Source organism: Amycolatopsis acidiphila, assembly GCF_021391495.1.
In the GTDB taxonomy this organism is placed as follows: domain Bacteria; phylum Actinomycetota; class Actinomycetes; order Mycobacteriales; family Pseudonocardiaceae; genus Amycolatopsis_E; species Amycolatopsis_E acidiphila.
In genome coordinates, this window is sequence record NZ_CP090063.1 from 5,907,862 (window position 1) to 5,924,714 (window position 16,853).

The following is a 16,853-nucleotide window of genomic DNA, read 5'->3' on the forward strand; positions in this document are numbered from 1 at the left end:
CACGACGGGGCGGGATCCACCGCAGAAACGCTGAGCCGTCAGCTCACTCGTAACAATGGAATTCGAAAATTGCTCCGGGGCCGGCGCCGTTGGTAGCTAGGATATCGACAGCCATTTCAGTCGCTTCCAGGGGCGGATCGAAGACATGGACTGCCCGGGTCTGATGATTATCTGTAACCTCGGCAACGACGCGGTCGTCGGCACGAAGACGGTAGTGGCGCACGCAATGCGGAATCGCTCGTTCATCCTGTTCCACCAACACTGTGAGCATCGGACGGTCGAAATCCGTGTCGAAGCGGAGGTCAACCGATCCAATGCGCTGAGACCCGGCCCAGCTCAAAGTCAGTGTCGGGTCTTCGTCATCAGAAGCACTCAGCCAGGCGTTCGGTTGCGACGTCGGGCGAGCGAAGCCATTGCAGATATTGGCGGCGGAGAACGGCCGGAGGGGAGGGTTCACTGTAACGGCGAGGTTCCGCCCATGCGGCTGCTTCTCGGGGCACCACAGCTCGATGTAAGGACTACCGATCGCCTCATCGAACTTCTGCGTGTGCTCGTGAAAGGCTGCCGTCATGCCAGTCAGCCTGGTCTCGCTCGAGACCACAGCTACATGCTCGTTCTCCATCAAGCAGAAAAAAACGTAGCGATCTTTATCGATCGACGCCTCTATGTCGACCTTGACATGCTGGTCCGCTCCGGCGGCGAGTCGAAGCTCGCACACACCGAGCACCTCGCTCGGCGTATGGTTGTCGACCCGATCGGATATGCGTGCTTCCACTCGCAATGTGGTCTGGGCGTCGACGTTGAGCGTGAACCCCACCTGCGGCAGACGCCCAGCCGGCAACGGCAGCAGCTGAGCGCGAGAAGCGTCGAGCCGCAATGCAGGGCCATCTCCTGGCAGCTCCGACAACACGTATTCACTGGAAGCAGCCACGCGTGCGTATGTCGCCAGGTCCTGCGAGTCTCGCAATGGCACTCCGGGCACATGCTGCCCGGTCTTCAGGAGTTCCCGGCGTAGTTCCCCGATGCGGGGGACGGACAGTAATTCCACTGGCTCCAGGCCATCCCGCGCGCAGAGCGCGGCAGCCATACCGACCGCTTGCCCCCCGTGAGCACAGGTGGCCATGACACGCGTCGCAGCGAACGCGACGTGCGAGGCACTGATCAGCCGCCCGGCCAGGAACAGGTTCGAAACGCTTCGGCTAATCAGGCAGCGGTACGGAATCTGAAAGATCCCTGGAGGGAAGATGAGTTTGGCACCGGGATGTTCACTGAACACGCCATCAGCAGGATGTAAGTCAATCGGGTGACCACCGAACGCTACCGCGTCCTCGTGCTCAACCTGCTCAACGATGTCCTTCTGCCGGAGCATGTAGTGCCCCTCAAACCTACGACTTTCCCGTTTTCCGGGAATGAGACCCACCCATTCCAGAGTCAGATTCTCAGCCTCGGGAAATTTGCCCGAATTTTTCAAGTGGTTCCAAACACCGTAGACTACCTTCCATAGCTCCCATTTGATCTCTTCGGTATCGTGTACTGTGTCGAGACGGCCCCCGTACTCGATCCACCACAGTTGACAACCATTCTCACTGGTACTGAAACTCCGGTGTTGCGATATTGTCGTGACGTCGTCCAGAGCAAAGCTCGGCGCCAAAAATTTGACCGGGCGCCCCACGTCCTTCGTGTAGAAGTAGATGGAGTGGCCCAGCAACGCCCCGTACTCCTCTGAGGGCGCGAAGCCTTCCCCGAATTCGTCAGCCGCCTCGGCCCCCATGCGGAAAGCGGCACCGGCCAAGGTGGCGAGAATACCGTCGCCGGAAGAATCACAGAACAATGGCGCGCTGATCTGATATTGCATCTGATTCTGACTACAGAACGCCTCGACCGAGAGTATCCTCGAGCCCTCCTTATTCACCCCATGAACGATCGTGTTCAGCAGTAGCGTGATATTCGGTTCATCGACGACCTTTTCGAGAAGGATCGTGTCGAATATTACTGGATTACCTTCAGGATTTCGAAAGGTGTTCTCTACAAGTATTTCGTCGATAACACCCCCCTCGCGCGACCATCTGTTATTTCCGTGCCCCAGATAGGTCGCACCACACACGTATAATCGAACTTCGCTACTTGCATTACCCCCCAGCACTGGACGATCTTGGACTAGCACCACCTTCGCGCCCGCGCGCGCCGCAGTTATCGCACAGCAAGTCCCGGCCATTCCACCACCGACGACGACGAGGTCCGCATGTAAGAGCGCAATGGGCACACTCCGGCGGTCTGTGTCGGATACTGTCCGTATCTGGCTCATACCAGGTCATCTCCTGTTCGATGGTGCACACTGTTCAAGTGAACGCGCTAATGCTTCGCGAACCCGCGCTCGCCAGGTACCCGGGTCGCAGACGGGGTGGAATGATCACGAAAGAGGTCTCAGTCGCACACGAGCGTTACATCACCGGCTTAGCCGACGATCGCGCCGCTCACCCGGGCCCGCGAGGGCGCAGCGCCCTGAGACACAGCAATTACAGCCAGCGTCGCGCTAGCATCCGGTTGAATCGTCGTGTCAGTTGTGCGGCCGCTTCCGAAACAACAGATCCAGCGGATCGGGTTCTTCAAGATCACTCGATCGTCGCGGGAGACGGAGTTTGCCGACCTTCGAACGTGTTCGCGGAATGCCAGAACATAATTCCGTCATCTTGGAGGACGCCGCGCAGTAACTCTCGACCGATCCCTGCAAGGACGCTCCAGCTCTGGCGAACAGGTGGAGAACAGCCAGCTCGGCACAGGAACGCACACGCACCGGTCGCACAAACTCTGGTCGCTGCAGCGGCTTCGAAACACCCCCGATCCGTCGTCGGTCCAACACGGCAAACCCCGTCTCGCTGACCTGCGGGCCATCTGTCGCACCTAGCGCGCAGCGCTGCGGTACCCGGTTCGAGTCAGCGACGTCGGACAACGACAGACCCTCGAAGGATGCCGACATGACCATCGGCCGTCGTGTCGTACCGCACCACAGGCGCACAGACTCTTCCGGTGGTCGAGCCAATACGTTCGAACCAGGATGGAACCATCAATCACAAATTCATCACCGCACCACACAGCATCGACGATGCACTGCCCGTACAGAACGAGCCGCAGAATAGTGAAACCTAGATTTCATTGTAGGGATAGAGCGGCCTCTGTCAACCGGCCAGCGACCGCCGCCTGGCTGAAGTCGCCGCCCCTGACCCGGGACACTTCACGCTCGCCGCCGACCCTTCGACCGGCCCCATGCCGCACATCCGGTCCAGCCTGATCTCGGTAGCGCACGAGGGGGAGGCGAGGGACTTTCGCGCCTGAAGTGACTGTGAGTGACGCTGTGAGACGCCCCACCCTGACGACAATAGACGGGGTTAGGTTGTACCTGTCCTGCCGATAATGCTCGTGCTACCCGGCATCAGCATCGTCTACCTGGCGCAGCCCTACCTCAACGCCGGCCTGGCTGCCAGCAGCGTTCAGCGGCTCCAGATCGTGGACATATACTCCTGCATCGTCGCCGGATTCCTCATTCGCACGGGAACGCTGGCCGCACGGATCGAGCGCCGCCGTCTGCTGCACGCCGGGACAGGGACTTTCACGGTGGTCCCCGTACAGGCAGTGTTCTCGACCAGTGCGGAGATGTTGATCGCCTTTCGCGCGATCGCAGGGCGTCGAGGTTCGGGCCCTAACCCGCCGGGTACTCGGCTTGATCAGCAAGATGTTCATCGTTAGGCGCCAGTCGGCAATGGTGGTCGTCGTCTGCACACGGTGTCTCGTGATCGCTGGACCATTACTGCTACCTGAATATCACGATCGTACCTAGCCTCGCGGGACTAGCCCGACCGCCTGGAGACCCTGATAAGCATCAACCAAGCCCTCTGCATGCAAGGCCGCGGCAAACAGCGCTACGAATTGGCCATGCCCGCTACTGAAAACGTGATCTTATCATCGGCGCCAAACGGCACTCCAACGATCGGCACGATTGCTCCACCCGCTATCTACCGCTCGTGCGCCTCGGCGCCGGGCCGCAGGGCCGAACGGAGCCTGCCAGTCACGCTACTGCCATTCTATGGCGAAATCGAGTGCACGAAAATGCATTAGGCGCCCAAAATGCGACGGGCTTAAAATATCAGCGTTGCTGGTATCGGTTCGATCACACGTGCTTGACCTTTGACCTGCCGGACGTTCGTCGAATAGCTTCTTCCCCGCCTACTGCTTGCGCGACCGGTACCCAGCCGGCTGAACTTACCTCCGTGGCATATTCAGAAAATTATTCCTACCATGGGTTATGAAAGTTCTCATTCTCACACACGGGAGCCGAGGAGACGTACAACCTTTTGCGGCCCTCGCCACAGCTTTGCAGGCAGCAGGACATAAGGCGATCGTCGGACTGCCAGCCTCGATGGCTTCCCTAGTCGAACCATACGGGGTCGATCTCATTCGATACAGGGACGTGGCGTCCAAGTTAGTTAACTACCCCGAATTTCAAGAAATGGCAGATAACAATTTCCGCGGACTGCGCGGCAAGAAGACTGCCGTCCAGCTTCGGCCAAAATACAACGACGTCATCGCCGAACTGCTCGAAGATATGGCCGAGACTGCAGCTCAAGGCGCCGATGCGGACCTCGTGGTTCACAACGTCGCACTTGCCGGACATGAGGTCGCCGAACTGCTTGGGATACCGGCTGTGCCAGTCGGGCTCCAACCCTTCTGGGTGCCGACAAAAGCCTTTCCGGAACCTCGGTTTCCTTTCCCGTTGCCACCTCAGCTAAATAAGGCATCCTATTGGTGGGCACGATTTATGCTCGAATACTACGAAGGTTCCTCAGTGCGAAAATGGCGAAAGGAGACACTCCGGCTACCTCGTCGATGGCAGCACCGAGACTATCTTCGCAACCCTAAGGGCGGTCCTGTGACCATGCTGCAGGGCTTCACCCGGTACGTCCTGCCAGAAGGAACGAATTACCCAGGCTGGGTGCACACGACAGGTTTCTGGAACCTCCCAACCACGTCGGAATGGGCTCCCCCTCAAGACTTATCGGACTTTCTCGCCGCCGGGGAACCGCCTGTGTACATAGGATTCGGCAGCAACATCGGCCGAAACGCCGCCCGAACTGGCCACATCGTCGCCGAGGCCGTTCGCTTAGCCAAAGTCCGCGCCGTCGTCGCGACCGGGTGGGGATCGATTCGCCCGGCTGCCGAAAATGAACAGGTGCTTTACGTCGACCAGGTACCCCATGACTGGCTCCTGCCAAAAATGGCAGCAGTCGTTCATCACTGCGGTGGCACGATCAGCGCTGCGGTGGTCGCCGGCCGGCCGCAGGTAGTCTGCCCCTTCGGTTTCAGTGACATGCCGTACTACGCAGACCGCATGCACGTGCTTGGCGTAGCTCCGCCACCGTTGCCTCAGCGTGCCCTCACCGCCGAGAATCTGAGTGAGGCCCTCCGCCAGGCGGTCTCCAGCCGCAGTATGGCCACTCGGGCACACGAGCTAGGCCGCCTGACGCGAGCCGAAGGAGGTGCCGCGGCAGCCGTCGAGATCCTGGAGTCCTTGACCGGAGATTCTCCGACACCACGAGAGTGATAACTGGCCAGGTCAGCGCCGGTACTGCCCGCGAGGGCGGTACCGGCGCTTCTTTGTGGGTGCGCGGCTGCTCGTCATCGACGTTGTGCTCGCCACCTCGGTTTGATAACTTGACGGGAGTTCAATCTACGGTATGAGGATTTCATTGGGAGAAACATGTCAGTGCCCAGAGCAGAGCATCCTCGTCCCCAGTTCGCCCGAAACGACTGGCTGTGCCTCAACGGGAAATGGCAGTTCGAGGTGGACCGTGCAGACTCGGGCTTCGAGCGTGGCCTAGTCGATCGAGAATTAGCCGACGAGATCCTCGTGCCATTCTGCCCGGAATCCACGCTGTCGGGTATCGGCGACGTGGACTTCATGAAGTCAGTATGGTACCGACGCACTGTCCACATACCGGACGAATGGTCTGGCCGGAAGGTGCTGCTGCACTTCCAGGCGGTCGACCACGACACGACGGTCTGGGTGAACGGTTCCGAAATGGCGCGACACCGAGGAGGATGGACGCCGTTCTCGGTGGATTTGAGCAGCGTCGCCAAGGCCGGCGAGCGGGCCACCATCGTAGTGCGTTCACGTGACCCCCACACCGGACCTCAGGCCAGAGGGAAACAGTCAGGCCGTTATGAGAACTATACTGCGTTTTATACTCGAACGACGGGAATTTGGCAGACAGTCTGGCTTGAGCCCGTTGCCGAGAGTCATCTACTCCGTCCACGTATAACACCAGATGTGGCGCGAGGGGTCATTGAAATTGACGTCGGTATCAGGGGAGCCCGCCGCGGGCTGTCAGTACGCGCAAGGTTGTCCGATGCGTCGGGAGAGGTCACGACCGCGCAGCGGCGGGCGGACATCGACTTCGGAACCAAGCTAGAACTGTACGTCCCAAAGGACCGGCGCCGACTCTGGTGCCCCGAGGATCCAGCGCTGTACGATATCTCGCTCCAACTTGTGGACGGTCGGGGGCGCGTCCTCGACGAGGCCCAGAGTTACGGCGGACTGCGTTCGATCGCCATCGACGGCAGAACGGTGCTACTCAACGGCAAGCCGGTGTTCCAACGCCTCGTGCTGGACCAGGGTTACTACCCCGACGGCATCATGACGGCGCCGTCCGACGAAGATCTGGTCAGGGACATCAAACTGTCGATGACGGCAGGGTTCAACGGGGCACGGTTGCACCAAAAGGTGTTCGAGGAGCGCTTTCTGTTTCATTGTGACCGGCTCGGTTATCTCGTATGGGGTGAGTTCGGAGACTGGGGGGCAGACACCAGCGCCACGGTCGATAACCAGCAACCCACCGCGTCTTTCATCACACAGTGGCTCGAAGTCGTCGAACGAGACTATTCTCATCCCTCGATTGTCGGCTGGTGCCCACTCAACGAGACCCACCAGACCCTGCATGACCGAATCACAGTTCTTGACGACGTGACCCGTGGAATGTTCCTCGCCACGAAAGCAGCCGATCGATCGCGGCCGGTCATCGACGCATCCGGATACTCGCACCGAGTACCGGAAACCGACATTTACGATTCACACTACTACGAGCAGGATCCGGTTAAGTTCGCCGCAGCAATGGAAGGCCTTGATGTTGGCAAGCCGTTTGTCAACGGCGATTCAGATCGGCCTCTGCCTCGCCAGATGCCGGATGGGCTGTGGTCAATCCCTTACCGCGGTCAGCCTTACTTCTGCAGCGAGTTTGGGGGAATTTGGTGGAGCTCCGAAATTGATCCGAGCGAGGATTCCTGGGGTTACGGAGAGGCTCCCGTATCATTGGAAGAGTTCTATCGGCGCTTCGAGGAATTAGTCTCCGTGTTACTTGACAACAAGAACATGTTTGGCTACTGCTATACCCAATTGACCGATGTGTTCAAGGAACAGAATGGCTTGTTCTGTTTCAACCGGGAACCGAAGTTCGACCTCGGACGGATCAGGGCGGCGCAGACCAGGGTGGCCGCTATCGAGAAGACATGGTTAGCCCCGGAAGACCCGGCGGAACTTCAGCATTGAGATACACCGCGTAAGCCCACTGATCGTTGAAGTTGCAGGCGCCCCGCGGAACCGGCTCCGCCGGAACGGCCGCGCCAATTCCCGAAGGCTGACGTCGTCGGCGGCGGCACACAGAGGGGACAACGGCTGCGGTCAATCGGCGTTGTACCTATCGTCAGATCGCGCGTTCCCGGCCTTCCCAGTACGGGTCCCGCAGTTTCCGCTTGTACAGCTTGCCGTTCGGATCGCGCGGCAGCTCCGGCAGGTAGTCGACCGACTTGGGGAGCTTGAACTTCGCCAGCCTCGCGCGGGCGTAGTCGAGCAGCTCCGCGGTCAGCTCCTCACTGGGCTCCACGCCTTCCGCCGGCTGCACGACCGCCTTGATCTCCTCGCCCCAGTCCTCGTGGGGCACGCCGAACACCGCGATGTCCGCGACCTTCGGATGCATGATCAGCTCGTTCTCGATCTCCGCGGGATAGATGTTCACCCCGCCCGAGATGATCATGTCGTTCTTGCGGTCGTGCAGGAACAGGTAGCCGTCCTCGTCGAGGTAACCGACGTCGCCGAGGGTGAACAGGTCGCCGTGACGCGCTTTCTCCGTCTTCGCCTTGTCCTTGTGGTACTCGAAGGTGGACGTGCCCATCTTCATGTACACCGCGCCCGGCTGCCCCGGCGGCAGCTCGGCGCCCTCGTCGTCGAGGATCTTGATCGTCGAGCCGGGCCACGGCAGGCCGACGGAACCCGGTTTGCGGAGCCATTCCGCGCCGCTGATGACGGTGCCGCCACCCTCGGTCGCGGCGTAGTAGTCGGTGACGACCGGCCCCCACCAGTCCAGCATCCGGCGCTTGACCTCGGGCGGGCACGGCGCCGCGCCGTGGATCATGTTCCGCAGCGAGGACAGGTCGTAGGCGCCACGCACGTCGTCCGGCAGCGCCAGCAGGCGGCGGAACTGCGTCGGCACCATGTGGCTGTGCGTCACGCGGTACCGCTCGATCAGGCGCAGCATCTCCTCCGGATCCCAGCGGTCCATCAGCACGGCGGTGTGCCCGAGCTGGATGGAGATCGCGACGAAGTTCAGCACCGCCGTGTGGTAGAGCGGCGAACCGCACAGGTGCACGTGGTCGTCGAACGGCGCGAGGCCGAAGATGCCGAAGAACCAGGCGGATGCTGCCGGGACCTCGTCGGGATCGGCGCCGGTGAGCGGCCGGCGGACGCCCTTCGGGCGCCCTGTCGTGCCCGAGGTGTAGAGCATCGGCGAACCGGCGGTGCGGTGCGCGGGCCGTCCTTCGCCACCCGCGCCGAGTTCGCCCACCGCGCGGAACCCGTCGATGCTCCCCACCGCGAACCGCCCTTCGGCGGGCAGCTCCGCCTCGTCGGCGGCGGCGACCGCGGCCCCGGCGAAGCGTTCGTGCGCGAGGAATGCCTTGGCCCCGCTGTCGGAGAGGATGTAGGCGATCTCGTGCCCCACCAGGTGCCAGTTGACCATCACGACGTAGAGCCCGGACTGGATCGCGGCGAAGTACGCGGCGACCAGCTCGTGGCTGTTGGGCTGCAGCACCACGATCGCGTCCCCGGTCTCCAGGCCCAGCTCCTGCAGCCCGCGCGCGTACGCGTCCGCCTTGGCCGCGAGCCTGCCGTAGCTGATCTCGGTGCCGTCCGGGTCGACCACCGCGGTCCGACCGGGTTCCGCCGCCGCGATGCTCCACAGACCGGTCGTGATACGAGTGTCCGCCGAGGTCGTCATGGGCTCGAATCTAGAACGTGTTCCACAGGCGGGCAAGTGCATCTTGCCGCTATTTCGAGAACGTGTTTCACTTCTGAGGTGAGTACAGTGCTGTCAGCTCCGCTCGAAGTCGGCTTCGACTACACACGTTCGCTCGGGCCGGTGCTCGGGCGCTTCTTCACCGGACTGCGCGAGCGCCGCATCGAGGGCGTGCGCGGCTCGGACGGCCGGGTGCACGTGCCACCCGTCGAGTACGACCCGGTGACGGCGGACCCGCTGACCGAGTTCGTCCCGGTCGGCGAGGAGGGCACCGTCGTCTCGTGGTCATGGATGAGCGAGCCGCTCGAGGCGCAACCGCTCACCCGCCCGTTCGCGTGGGCGCTGATCAAGCTCGACGGGGCCGACACGCCGATGCTGCACGCGGTCGACGCCGGCTCGCCCGAGCACGTCCACACCGGGCTGCGCGTGCGCGTCCGGTGGGCCGACGAGCCGGTCGGGCACATCCGCGACATCGCGTACTTCGTGCCCGTCGGCGCGCCCGACGGGACCGCGCCGGAGCCGCCGCCCGCGGCCGACCGCGAGGGCATCATGATCGCCCCGGTGCACCTGCACTACCAGCATTCCGCGTCACCCGAGGAAAGCCGCTACCTGGAGGCGCTGGCCGAAGGCCGGCTGATCGGCCAGCGGTGCCCGGCGTGCGGCAAGGTCTACATCCCGCCGCGGGGCGCGTGCCCGGTGGACGGGGTGCCGACCGAGGAGGAGGTCGAGCTGCCCGACACCGGGATCGTGACGACCTTCTGCATCGTCAACGTGCCGTTCCTCGGGCAGCGCCTCAAGCCGCCGTACGTCGCCGCCTACATCCTGCTCGACGGCGCCGACATCGCGTTCCTGCACCTCGTGCTGGGCTGCGACGCGTCCGAGGTGCGGATGGGCATGCGGGTGCGTGCCGCGTGGAAGCCGCGCGAGGAATGGTGGACGAGCCTGGAGAACGTCGACCACTTCGAGCCGACCGGCGAGCCGGACGCGCCGTACGAGTCCTTCGCCCACCACCTGTGAGGGGTGCTTCGATGTCAGATGTCGCCGTGGTCGGGTTCGCGCAGGCGCCCAACGTCCGCCGCACCCCGGGAACCACGAACGGGGTGGAGATGCTGGTGCCCATCTTCGCCGAGGTGTTCCGGCAGACCGGCTTGTCCAAACAGGACATCGGGTTCTGGTGCTCGGGGTCCTCGGACTACCTGGCGGGCCGGGCGTTCTCGTTCATCTCCGCCGTCGACGCGATCGGCGCCTTCCCGCCGATCCACGAGTCACACGTGGAGATGGACGCCGCGTGGGCGCTGTACGAGGCGTGGCTGAAGATCCGGATGGGCGAGGTCGACACCGCGCTGGTGTACGGGTTCGGCAAGTCGTCGGCCGGGCAGCTGCGCCGGGTGCTGGCGTTGCAGCTCGACCCGTACGCCGTGGCGCCGCTGTGGCCGGACTCGATCAGCATCGCCGCCCTGCAGGCACGGCTCGGGCTCGACGCCGGGCTGTGGAGCGAGAAGGACCTGGCCGAGGTCGCCGCCCGGTACCGGGACGTCGACGTGTCGTCCCTTTTGGACGAGCCGTATCTCGCCGATCCCCTGCGGCCACACGACGTCGCGCCGATCACTGATGGGGCTGCCGTGATCATCCTCGCGTCGGCCGCCCGCGCGAAGGAGTTCGCCGAGCGGCCCGCGTTGATCACCGGTATCGAGCACCGGGTCGACACGCCGGTGCTCGGCGCCCGTGACCTGACCCGGGCCCCGTCGGCGGAAGCGGCGGCGCGGGCGGCGGGCGCGTCCGGGGTCGAGGTCGCGGAGCTGCACGCGCCGTTCACGCACCAGGAGCTGATCCTGCGTGCGTCACTCGGGCTCGACGAGCAGGTGCGGGTGAACCCGTCAGGAGGCGCGCTGACCGGGAACCCGATGTTCGCGGCGGGACTGGCCCGGATCGGCGAAGCGGCGAAGGAGATCTTCACCGGGCGCGCGAACCGGGTGCTCGCCCACGCGACCAGCGGGCCCGCGCTGCAACAGAACCTCGTCGCGGTCATGGAAGGACTCGACTGAATGGGCAAGCAACTCGCCGCGGTGCTCGGCACCGGGCAGACCCACCACCGGGCCAAGCGGACCGACGTGTCGATGCCCGGGCTGCTGCGCGAAGCGATCGACCGCGCCATGGCCGACGCGCAGGTGGAGTGGCCGGACATCGACGCGGTGGTGCTCGGCAAGGCGCCGGACCTGTTCGAGGGCGTCATGATGCCGGAGCTGTTCCTCGCCGATTCCCTTGGCGCGACGGGGAAGCCGCTGCTGCGGGTGCACACCGCGGGGTCGGTGGGCGGTTCGACAGCGCTGGTCGCGGCTTCGCTCGTACAGGCCGGGGTGCACCGGCGGGTGCTGACGGTCGCGTTCGAGAAGCAGTCGGAGTCGAACGCCATGTGGGCCCTGTCGATCATGCCGCCGTTCCAGATGCCGGTCGGCGCCGGTGCGGGCGGGTACTTCGCGCCGCACGTGCGGTCCTACATCCGCCGGTCCGGGGCGCCGGAGCACATCGGTGCCATCGTGGCGGCGAAGGACCGGCGGAACGGGGCGTTGAACCCGTACGCGCATCTACGGCAAAGTGAGATCACGGTCGAGTCGGTGCGGGCGTCGCAGATGTTGTGGGACCCCATCCGGTACGACGAGACGTGTCCTTCCTCGGACGGCGCGTGCGCGATGGTCGTGGGCGACGAGGCCGCCGGCGACGCGGTTCCCGGTGGGGCGGCGTGGATCCACGCGACGGCGATGCGCACCGAGCCGACGACCTTCGCCGGGCGCGACCAGGTCAGCCCGCAAGCGGGTCGCGACGCGGCGGCGGCGTTGTGGAAGGAGGCGGGGATCACCGATCCACTATCGCAGGTGGACACTGCGGAGATCTACGTGCCATTCTCGTGGTTCGAGCCGATGTGGCTGGAGAACCTGGGGTTCATGCCCGAAGGTGAGGGCTGGAAGCTGACGGAAGCCGGCGAGACAGCCCTCGGCGGCCGCCTCCCGGTCAACCCCTCGGGCGGCGTGCTGTCGTCGAATCCCATTGGCGCGTCGGGCATGCTACGTTTTTCCGAGGCGGCGAAGCAGGTGATGGGCCGCGCCGGGGACTACCAGGTGGACGGCGCCCGCATCGCCCTCGGCCACGCCTATGGCGGTGGCTCGCAGTATTTCTCGATGTGGGTGGTCGGCGCGGCGAAGCCTTAGGATTTTCGGCCGCGGCCGCGGTTGTGGTGGTGGTGGTGGTGGTGGTTCCGCGCGGTGGTTCCGCGCGGTGGTTCCGCGCGGTGGTTCCGCGCGGTGGTTCCGCGCGGTGGTTCCGCGCGGTGGTTCCGCGCGGTGGTTCCGCGCGGTGGTTCCGCGCCCGGTGGTTCCGGTTGGCGGTTGCTGGTGGCGGTTCCGCGCGCCGGTTCGAGCGGCAGTTCGAGCGGCGGTTCCGCGCAGTGGTTCCTGCCGGCGGTTGTGGTGGCGGTTCCGTACGCCGATTCGAGCGGCGGTTCCGCGCCCGGTGGTTCCTGGCGGGGCCGCCGCCGTTCGCGCGCGGTAGGTGATCGGATGCTTTCGAGCGCGGTAGACGGTTGGGGGCCGTCGCGATTTCACGGGAGGTGGATCGGCTCCCTCGCCATATCACCCCGCAGGCGCGGTTGGGATCCGCCGCCGCGGCGCGCGCGGGTGGGACAAGGTCGCCGCCGCGTGCTCCCGGGTGGGTGGAGGCGGCCGCAGCGTTGTGCCCGGGCAGGAGAGGGTTCGCCGCCGTATCGCGTCCCAGTGGGGGGCGGCTGCCGTATCGCGCCCGAATGGGGCCGGGTCGGCCACCGTCGCGTCGCAGCCGAACGAGTCGTGGTCGACTGCCGGAGTGGGGCGGGTCGGCCACCGTCGCGCCCGAATGGGGCGGGATCGACCGCCGCGTCGCGGCCGGGTGGTCGGGTCGACCGCCGGGTGGGACGGGGTCTGCCGCCGTCGCGCCCGGGTGGGGCGGCTGGCCCGGCCGCCGTGTCGCGCCTGGACGGCGCGTGAGCCGCCGCCACGCGGGGGGTTGATTGCGCCGCCATGTCATGCCTGGGTGCGCGGGTTCGACCGCCCGCGCGGATTCGGCCCCAGCGTCGCGTGATGAGGGGTTCGACCCACCAACGTTCCGCGCCCAGGAGGGCCCGCCGTGCGGGGGTTTGATCCCACTGCCATATCGCCCCAGGGACGGACAGGCTTTCACTGTCGGGCGGGGTTTGAGCGTAGTGCCGTTGCGCGCGCGGTGATTGCCGCCGTTTCCGTAATCAATCGCGGGACATCGCCATTTCCGCGGGAGTGCAGTGGTTCCCTCGCCATGTCGCGCCGCCCCTTGCCCGGAAGCCAGCGGGCCCCTCCCACCGGGAGGGGCCCACCGGGACAGCCTCAGGAGTAGGCGACCTGATAGTGCTTGATTCCGTTGAGCCACCCCGAGCGCAGTCGCTCCGGCGGGGCGATCTCGCGGATCCCCGGCATCTCGTCGGCGATGGCGTTGAAGATCAGGTCGATCTCCAGCCGAGCCAGGTTGGCGCCGATGCAGTAGTGCGAGCCGGTGCCACCGAAGCCGACGTGCGGGTTGTCCTCGCGCAGGACGTCGAACTGCTCGGGATGGTCGAACACCTCGGGGTCGAAGTTCGCCGAGCTGTAGAACAGCCCGACCCGGTCCCCCCGGCGGATCTGCTGGCCGCCCAGCTCGGTGTCCGCCATCGCGGTGCGCTGGAATGCGACGACGGGCGTCGCCCAGCGGACGATCTCGTCGGGAGCCGTCTTCGGGCGCTGGTCCTTGTAGAGCTCCCACTGGTCCGGGTGATCGAGGAAGGCCTTCATGCCATGCGTGATGGCGTTGCGCGTGGTCTCGTTACCCGCCACCGAAAGCAGGATGACGAAGAATCCGAACTCCTCGGAGTTCAACGACTCGCCGTCGACATCGGCGTGGATGAGCTTGGTGACGATGTCGTCCATCGGGCAGCGGCGGCGTTCCTCTGCCATGTTCCACGCGTAGCCGACCAACTCGGCGGAGGCGGAGAGCGGCTCGACGTTGTACTCGGGGTCGTCGTAGCCGATCATCTGGTTGGACCAGTCGAAGATCTTGCGGCGATCCTCCTGCGGGATGCCGATCAGCTCGGCGATCGCCTGCAACGGAAGCTCGCAGGCGACGTCCTGGACGAAGTCCCCCGAGCCCTTGTTCTTGGCCTCGTGCACGATGCGTGCCGCGCGCTCGCGCAGCGTGTCCTCGAGCTTCCCGATCGCACGTGGCGTGAAGCCCTTCGACACGATGCGGCGCAGCTTCGTGTGCTGCGGCGCGTCCATGTTGAGCAGCACCAACCGGTTCGCGTCCATGTTCTCCGGCGTCATGGTGTGGTCGAACCGAATGATCGCCAGCTTTTCCTGCGACGAGAACAGCTCGCTGTCACGCGAGACCGCCTTGACGTCCTCCAGGCGCGTGACGACCCAGAAGCCGTCGTCGCCGAAGCCGGCGACGTTGTGGGACTGGGCGTTCCACCACACCGGAGCGGTCCGTCGCAGTTCCGCGAACTCCTGCAGCGGAAGTCGTTGGGCGTACAGATCGGGGTCGGTGAAGTCGAAGCCGGCGGGGATCATCGGTGTTGCCACGGCTACCTCCCGGGATGCCACGTCGTCGTGGAACACGTTCTAGAACAGATTGAAGCATACGGTGTTAACTAAAGATAGATCTTCGGTGATACCCGTTTACTTTCTCGATTAGGATCTTGAAACTCCTGGTAGAACCGGTCCTCTTTAAACATGATCATAAATCGACTGACCTGCGGGTTGCTTGCCTGCTTATGAAACTTGTTCTAGTTTGAAAGGAGCGCGAGGCAACTTCGGACGAAGGAGACCACGGTGGGCGAACCCGTCATCGTCGAGGCCGTGCGGACCCCGATCGGCAAGCGGCGCGGCTGGCTGTCCGGGCTGCACGCGGCCGAACTGCTGGGCGCAGCCCAGGCGGCACTGCTCGAACGGGCCGGGCTCGACCCGGTGCTCGTCGAGCAGGTCATCGGCGGTTGCGTCACCCAGGCCGGCGAGCAGTCCGGCAACGTGACGCGCACGGCATGGCTGCACGCGGGTCTCCCTCAGGCCACCGGCGCGACCTCGATCGACGCGCAGTGTGGTTCCGCGCAGCAGGCCACCCACCTGATCGCAGGACTCATCGCCGCGGATGCCATCGACATCGGCGTCGCCTGCGGGGTCGAGGCGATGAGCCGCGTGCCGCTGGGCGCGAACCGCGGTGTGGACGCCGGGCAGCCGAAGCCGGACTCGTGGTCGATCGACCTGCCCAACCAGTACAGCGCGGCGGAGCGCATCGCCACCAACCGCGGCCTCACCCGCGAGGACGTCGACCGCTTCGGCCTCTCGTCACAGACGAGGGCTGCCACGGCCTGGACGCAGGCCCGATTCGACCGCGAGATCGTCCCGGTCAAGGCGCCGGTGCTCGACGACACCGGCGCGCCGACAGGCGAAACCCGGCTCGTCACCAAGGACCAGGGACTGCGCGAGACCACGCTCGAGGGACTGGCCAGGCTCAAGCCCGTCCTCGACGGTGGCGTGCACACCGCGGGCACCTCGTCGCAGATCTCCGACGGCGCGTCGGCCGTGCTGCTGATGGACGCCGCGCGTGCCCGCGAACTCGGGCTGCGGCCCCGCGCCCGCATCCGCGCGCAGGCACTCGTCGGTGCCGAGCCGTACTACCACCTGGACGGTCCCATCCAGGCAACGGAACGCGTACTGCGGCGCACGGGCATGACGATCAGCGATCCGGACCTGTTCGAGGTCAACGAAGCGTTCGCGTCGGTCGTCCTGTCGTGGCAACAGGTCCACCGGCCCGACCCGGCCAAGGTGAACGTCAACGGTGGCGCGATCGCGCTCGGGCACCCGGTCGGCTGCACCGGGGCCCGGCTGATCACCACCGCGCTGCACGAGCTCGAACGCCGCGACGAGAGCACCGCGCTGGTCACGATGTGCGCCGGCGGCGCCCTGTCCACCGGCACGATCCTGGAGCGAGTCTAGAGCTCGATACGCACCACCGGCCCGTTGTCCGGACGCTCGAATCGCACCAGCGACTTCCCGGGCCGCCACAGGGTGACCACGAGCGTCGTGCCCGCCACCTCGGTCAGGACCACCTCGGCGAGGTCGAGGCGGAACAGGTGGCACGGTTCTGTATTGCCTTGCACAGCTTCGATTTCCGCCGGATCGGTGACCTCCGTGGCGACGCCCGCGAGTTTGACGTCACCACTGCCGCCCGGAAAAGCATGGATCGCGTAGCGCCCGTCCCGCTGCAGATCCTGTGCCTTCCGTGCGCCGAGCATCGACCCGACCATCAGCTGCGGCCCCGCGAAATCGACCTCGGTACCGCTGACCCGGGGCGCCCCGTCACGGCGAAGCGTTGCCAGTACGTGACTTTCGGCAGCGTCGAACCGCGCGCGGACCTGCTTCGCAAGCTCGGGCGCGGCCTGGGTGAACTCCTGCCAACTGACCATGACAGCAGTGTGCCAGG

General features: G+C 65.0%; 11 protein-coding genes. 7 read left to right on the forward strand and 4 right to left on the reverse strand.

Annotated features, from left to right (window positions below):
* Positions 1 to 43: 43 nt before the first annotated feature.
* Entirely contained in the window at positions 44 to 2,263 is a 2,220-nt protein-coding gene (locus LWP59_RS29010; RefSeq protein WP_222425521.1) for an FAD-dependent oxidoreductase, read from the reverse strand.
* A gap of 1,148 nt (positions 2,264 to 3,411) precedes the next feature.
* On the opposite strand from LWP59_RS29010, the gene LWP59_RS29015 reads away from it, so the two are divergent.
* The 3 genes from LWP59_RS29015 (at position 3,412) to LWP59_RS29025 (ending at position 7,597) form a co-directional block, all read left to right on the forward strand.
* Positions 3,412 to 3,744 (forward strand): hypothetical protein, encoded by a 333-nt coding sequence (locus LWP59_RS29015; protein ID WP_144637716.1) that lies wholly within the window; start codon positions 3,412 to 3,414, stop codon positions 3,742 to 3,744.
* 556 nt (positions 3,745 to 4,300) lie between these two features.
* Positions 4,301 to 5,596, forward strand: a complete 1,296-nt coding sequence (locus LWP59_RS29020) for a glycosyltransferase (RefSeq protein ID WP_144637714.1) — start codon at positions 4,301 to 4,303, stop codon at positions 5,594 to 5,596.
* Between the two features lie 162 nt (positions 5,597 to 5,758).
* Positions 5,759 to 7,597 (forward strand): glycoside hydrolase family 2 protein, encoded by a 1,839-nt coding sequence (locus LWP59_RS29025; protein WP_222425520.1) that lies wholly within the window; start codon positions 5,759 to 5,761, stop codon positions 7,595 to 7,597.
* 154 nt (positions 7,598 to 7,751) lie between these two features.
* Here the strand turns inward: LWP59_RS29025 and LWP59_RS29030 are convergent, their stop codons facing one another.
* Entirely contained in the window at positions 7,752 to 9,320 is a 1,569-nt protein-coding gene (locus LWP59_RS29030) for an acyl-CoA synthetase (protein ID WP_144637710.1), read from the reverse strand.
* 78 nt (positions 9,321 to 9,398) lie between these two features.
* Between LWP59_RS29030 and LWP59_RS29035 the strand changes: the two genes are divergently transcribed.
* From LWP59_RS29035 to LWP59_RS29045, 3 genes are read left to right on the forward strand one after another with little or no spacing between them, the layout of a single operon-like run.
* Positions 9,399 to 10,355 carry a Zn-ribbon domain-containing OB-fold protein gene (locus LWP59_RS29035; protein WP_144637708.1) on the forward strand — a complete coding sequence of 319 codons (957 nt, stop codon included), beginning with the start codon at positions 9,399 to 9,401 and terminating at the stop codon, positions 10,353 to 10,355.
* Between the two features lie 11 nt (positions 10,356 to 10,366).
* On the forward strand, positions 10,367 to 11,383 hold the full coding sequence (locus LWP59_RS29040) for a thiolase domain-containing protein (protein WP_144637705.1): 1,017 nt from the start codon (positions 10,367 to 10,369) through the stop codon (positions 11,381 to 11,383).
* Entirely contained in the window at positions 11,384 to 12,544 is a 1,161-nt protein-coding gene (locus LWP59_RS29045) for a thiolase domain-containing protein (RefSeq protein WP_144637704.1), read from the forward strand.
* Between the two features lie 1,182 nt (positions 12,545 to 13,726).
* Here the strand turns inward: LWP59_RS29045 and LWP59_RS29050 are convergent.
* Positions 13,727 to 14,953 carry a cytochrome P450 gene (locus tag LWP59_RS29050; protein ID WP_144637702.1) on the reverse strand — a complete coding sequence of 409 codons (1,227 nt, stop codon included), beginning with the start codon at positions 14,951 to 14,953 and terminating at the stop codon, positions 13,727 to 13,729.
* Between the two features lie 249 nt (positions 14,954 to 15,202).
* On the opposite strand from LWP59_RS29050, the gene LWP59_RS29055 reads away from it, so the two are divergent.
* Positions 15,203 to 16,366 carry a steroid 3-ketoacyl-CoA thiolase gene (locus LWP59_RS29055; protein ID WP_144637700.1) on the forward strand — a complete coding sequence of 388 codons (1,164 nt, stop codon included), beginning with the start codon at positions 15,203 to 15,205 and terminating at the stop codon, positions 16,364 to 16,366.
* Here the strand turns inward: LWP59_RS29055 and LWP59_RS29060 are convergent.
* On the reverse strand, positions 16,363 to 16,836 hold the full coding sequence (locus LWP59_RS29060; protein WP_144637698.1) for a pyridoxamine 5'-phosphate oxidase family protein: 474 nt from the start codon (positions 16,834 to 16,836) through the stop codon (positions 16,363 to 16,365). The two genes, LWP59_RS29055 and LWP59_RS29060, sit on opposite strands and share 4 nt — an antisense overlap.
* Positions 16,837 to 16,853: the final 17 nt, after the last annotated feature.

What these genes read in the sequence shown, in the direction of transcription:
- LWP59_RS29015 (WP_144637716.1), top strand. Translation starts at nt 3,412, where the DNA reads ATGCTCGTGCTACCCGGCATCAGCATCGTCTACCTGGCGCAGCCCTAC.
- LWP59_RS29020 (WP_144637714.1), top strand. Translation starts at nt 4,301, where the DNA reads ATGAAAGTTCTCATTCTCACACACGGGAGCCGAGGAGACGTACAACCT.
- LWP59_RS29030 (WP_144637710.1), bottom strand. Translation starts at nt 9,320, where the DNA reads ATGACGACCTCGGCGGACACTCGTATCACGACCGGTCTGTGGAGCATC.
- LWP59_RS29040 (WP_144637705.1), top strand. Translation starts at nt 10,367, where the DNA reads ATGTCAGATGTCGCCGTGGTCGGGTTCGCGCAGGCGCCCAACGTCCGC.
- LWP59_RS29045 (WP_144637704.1), top strand. Translation starts at nt 11,384, where the DNA reads ATGGGCAAGCAACTCGCCGCGGTGCTCGGCACCGGGCAGACCCACCAC.
- LWP59_RS29060 (WP_144637698.1), bottom strand. Translation starts at nt 16,836, where the DNA reads ATGGTCAGTTGGCAGGAGTTCACCCAGGCCGCGCCCGAGCTTGCGAAG.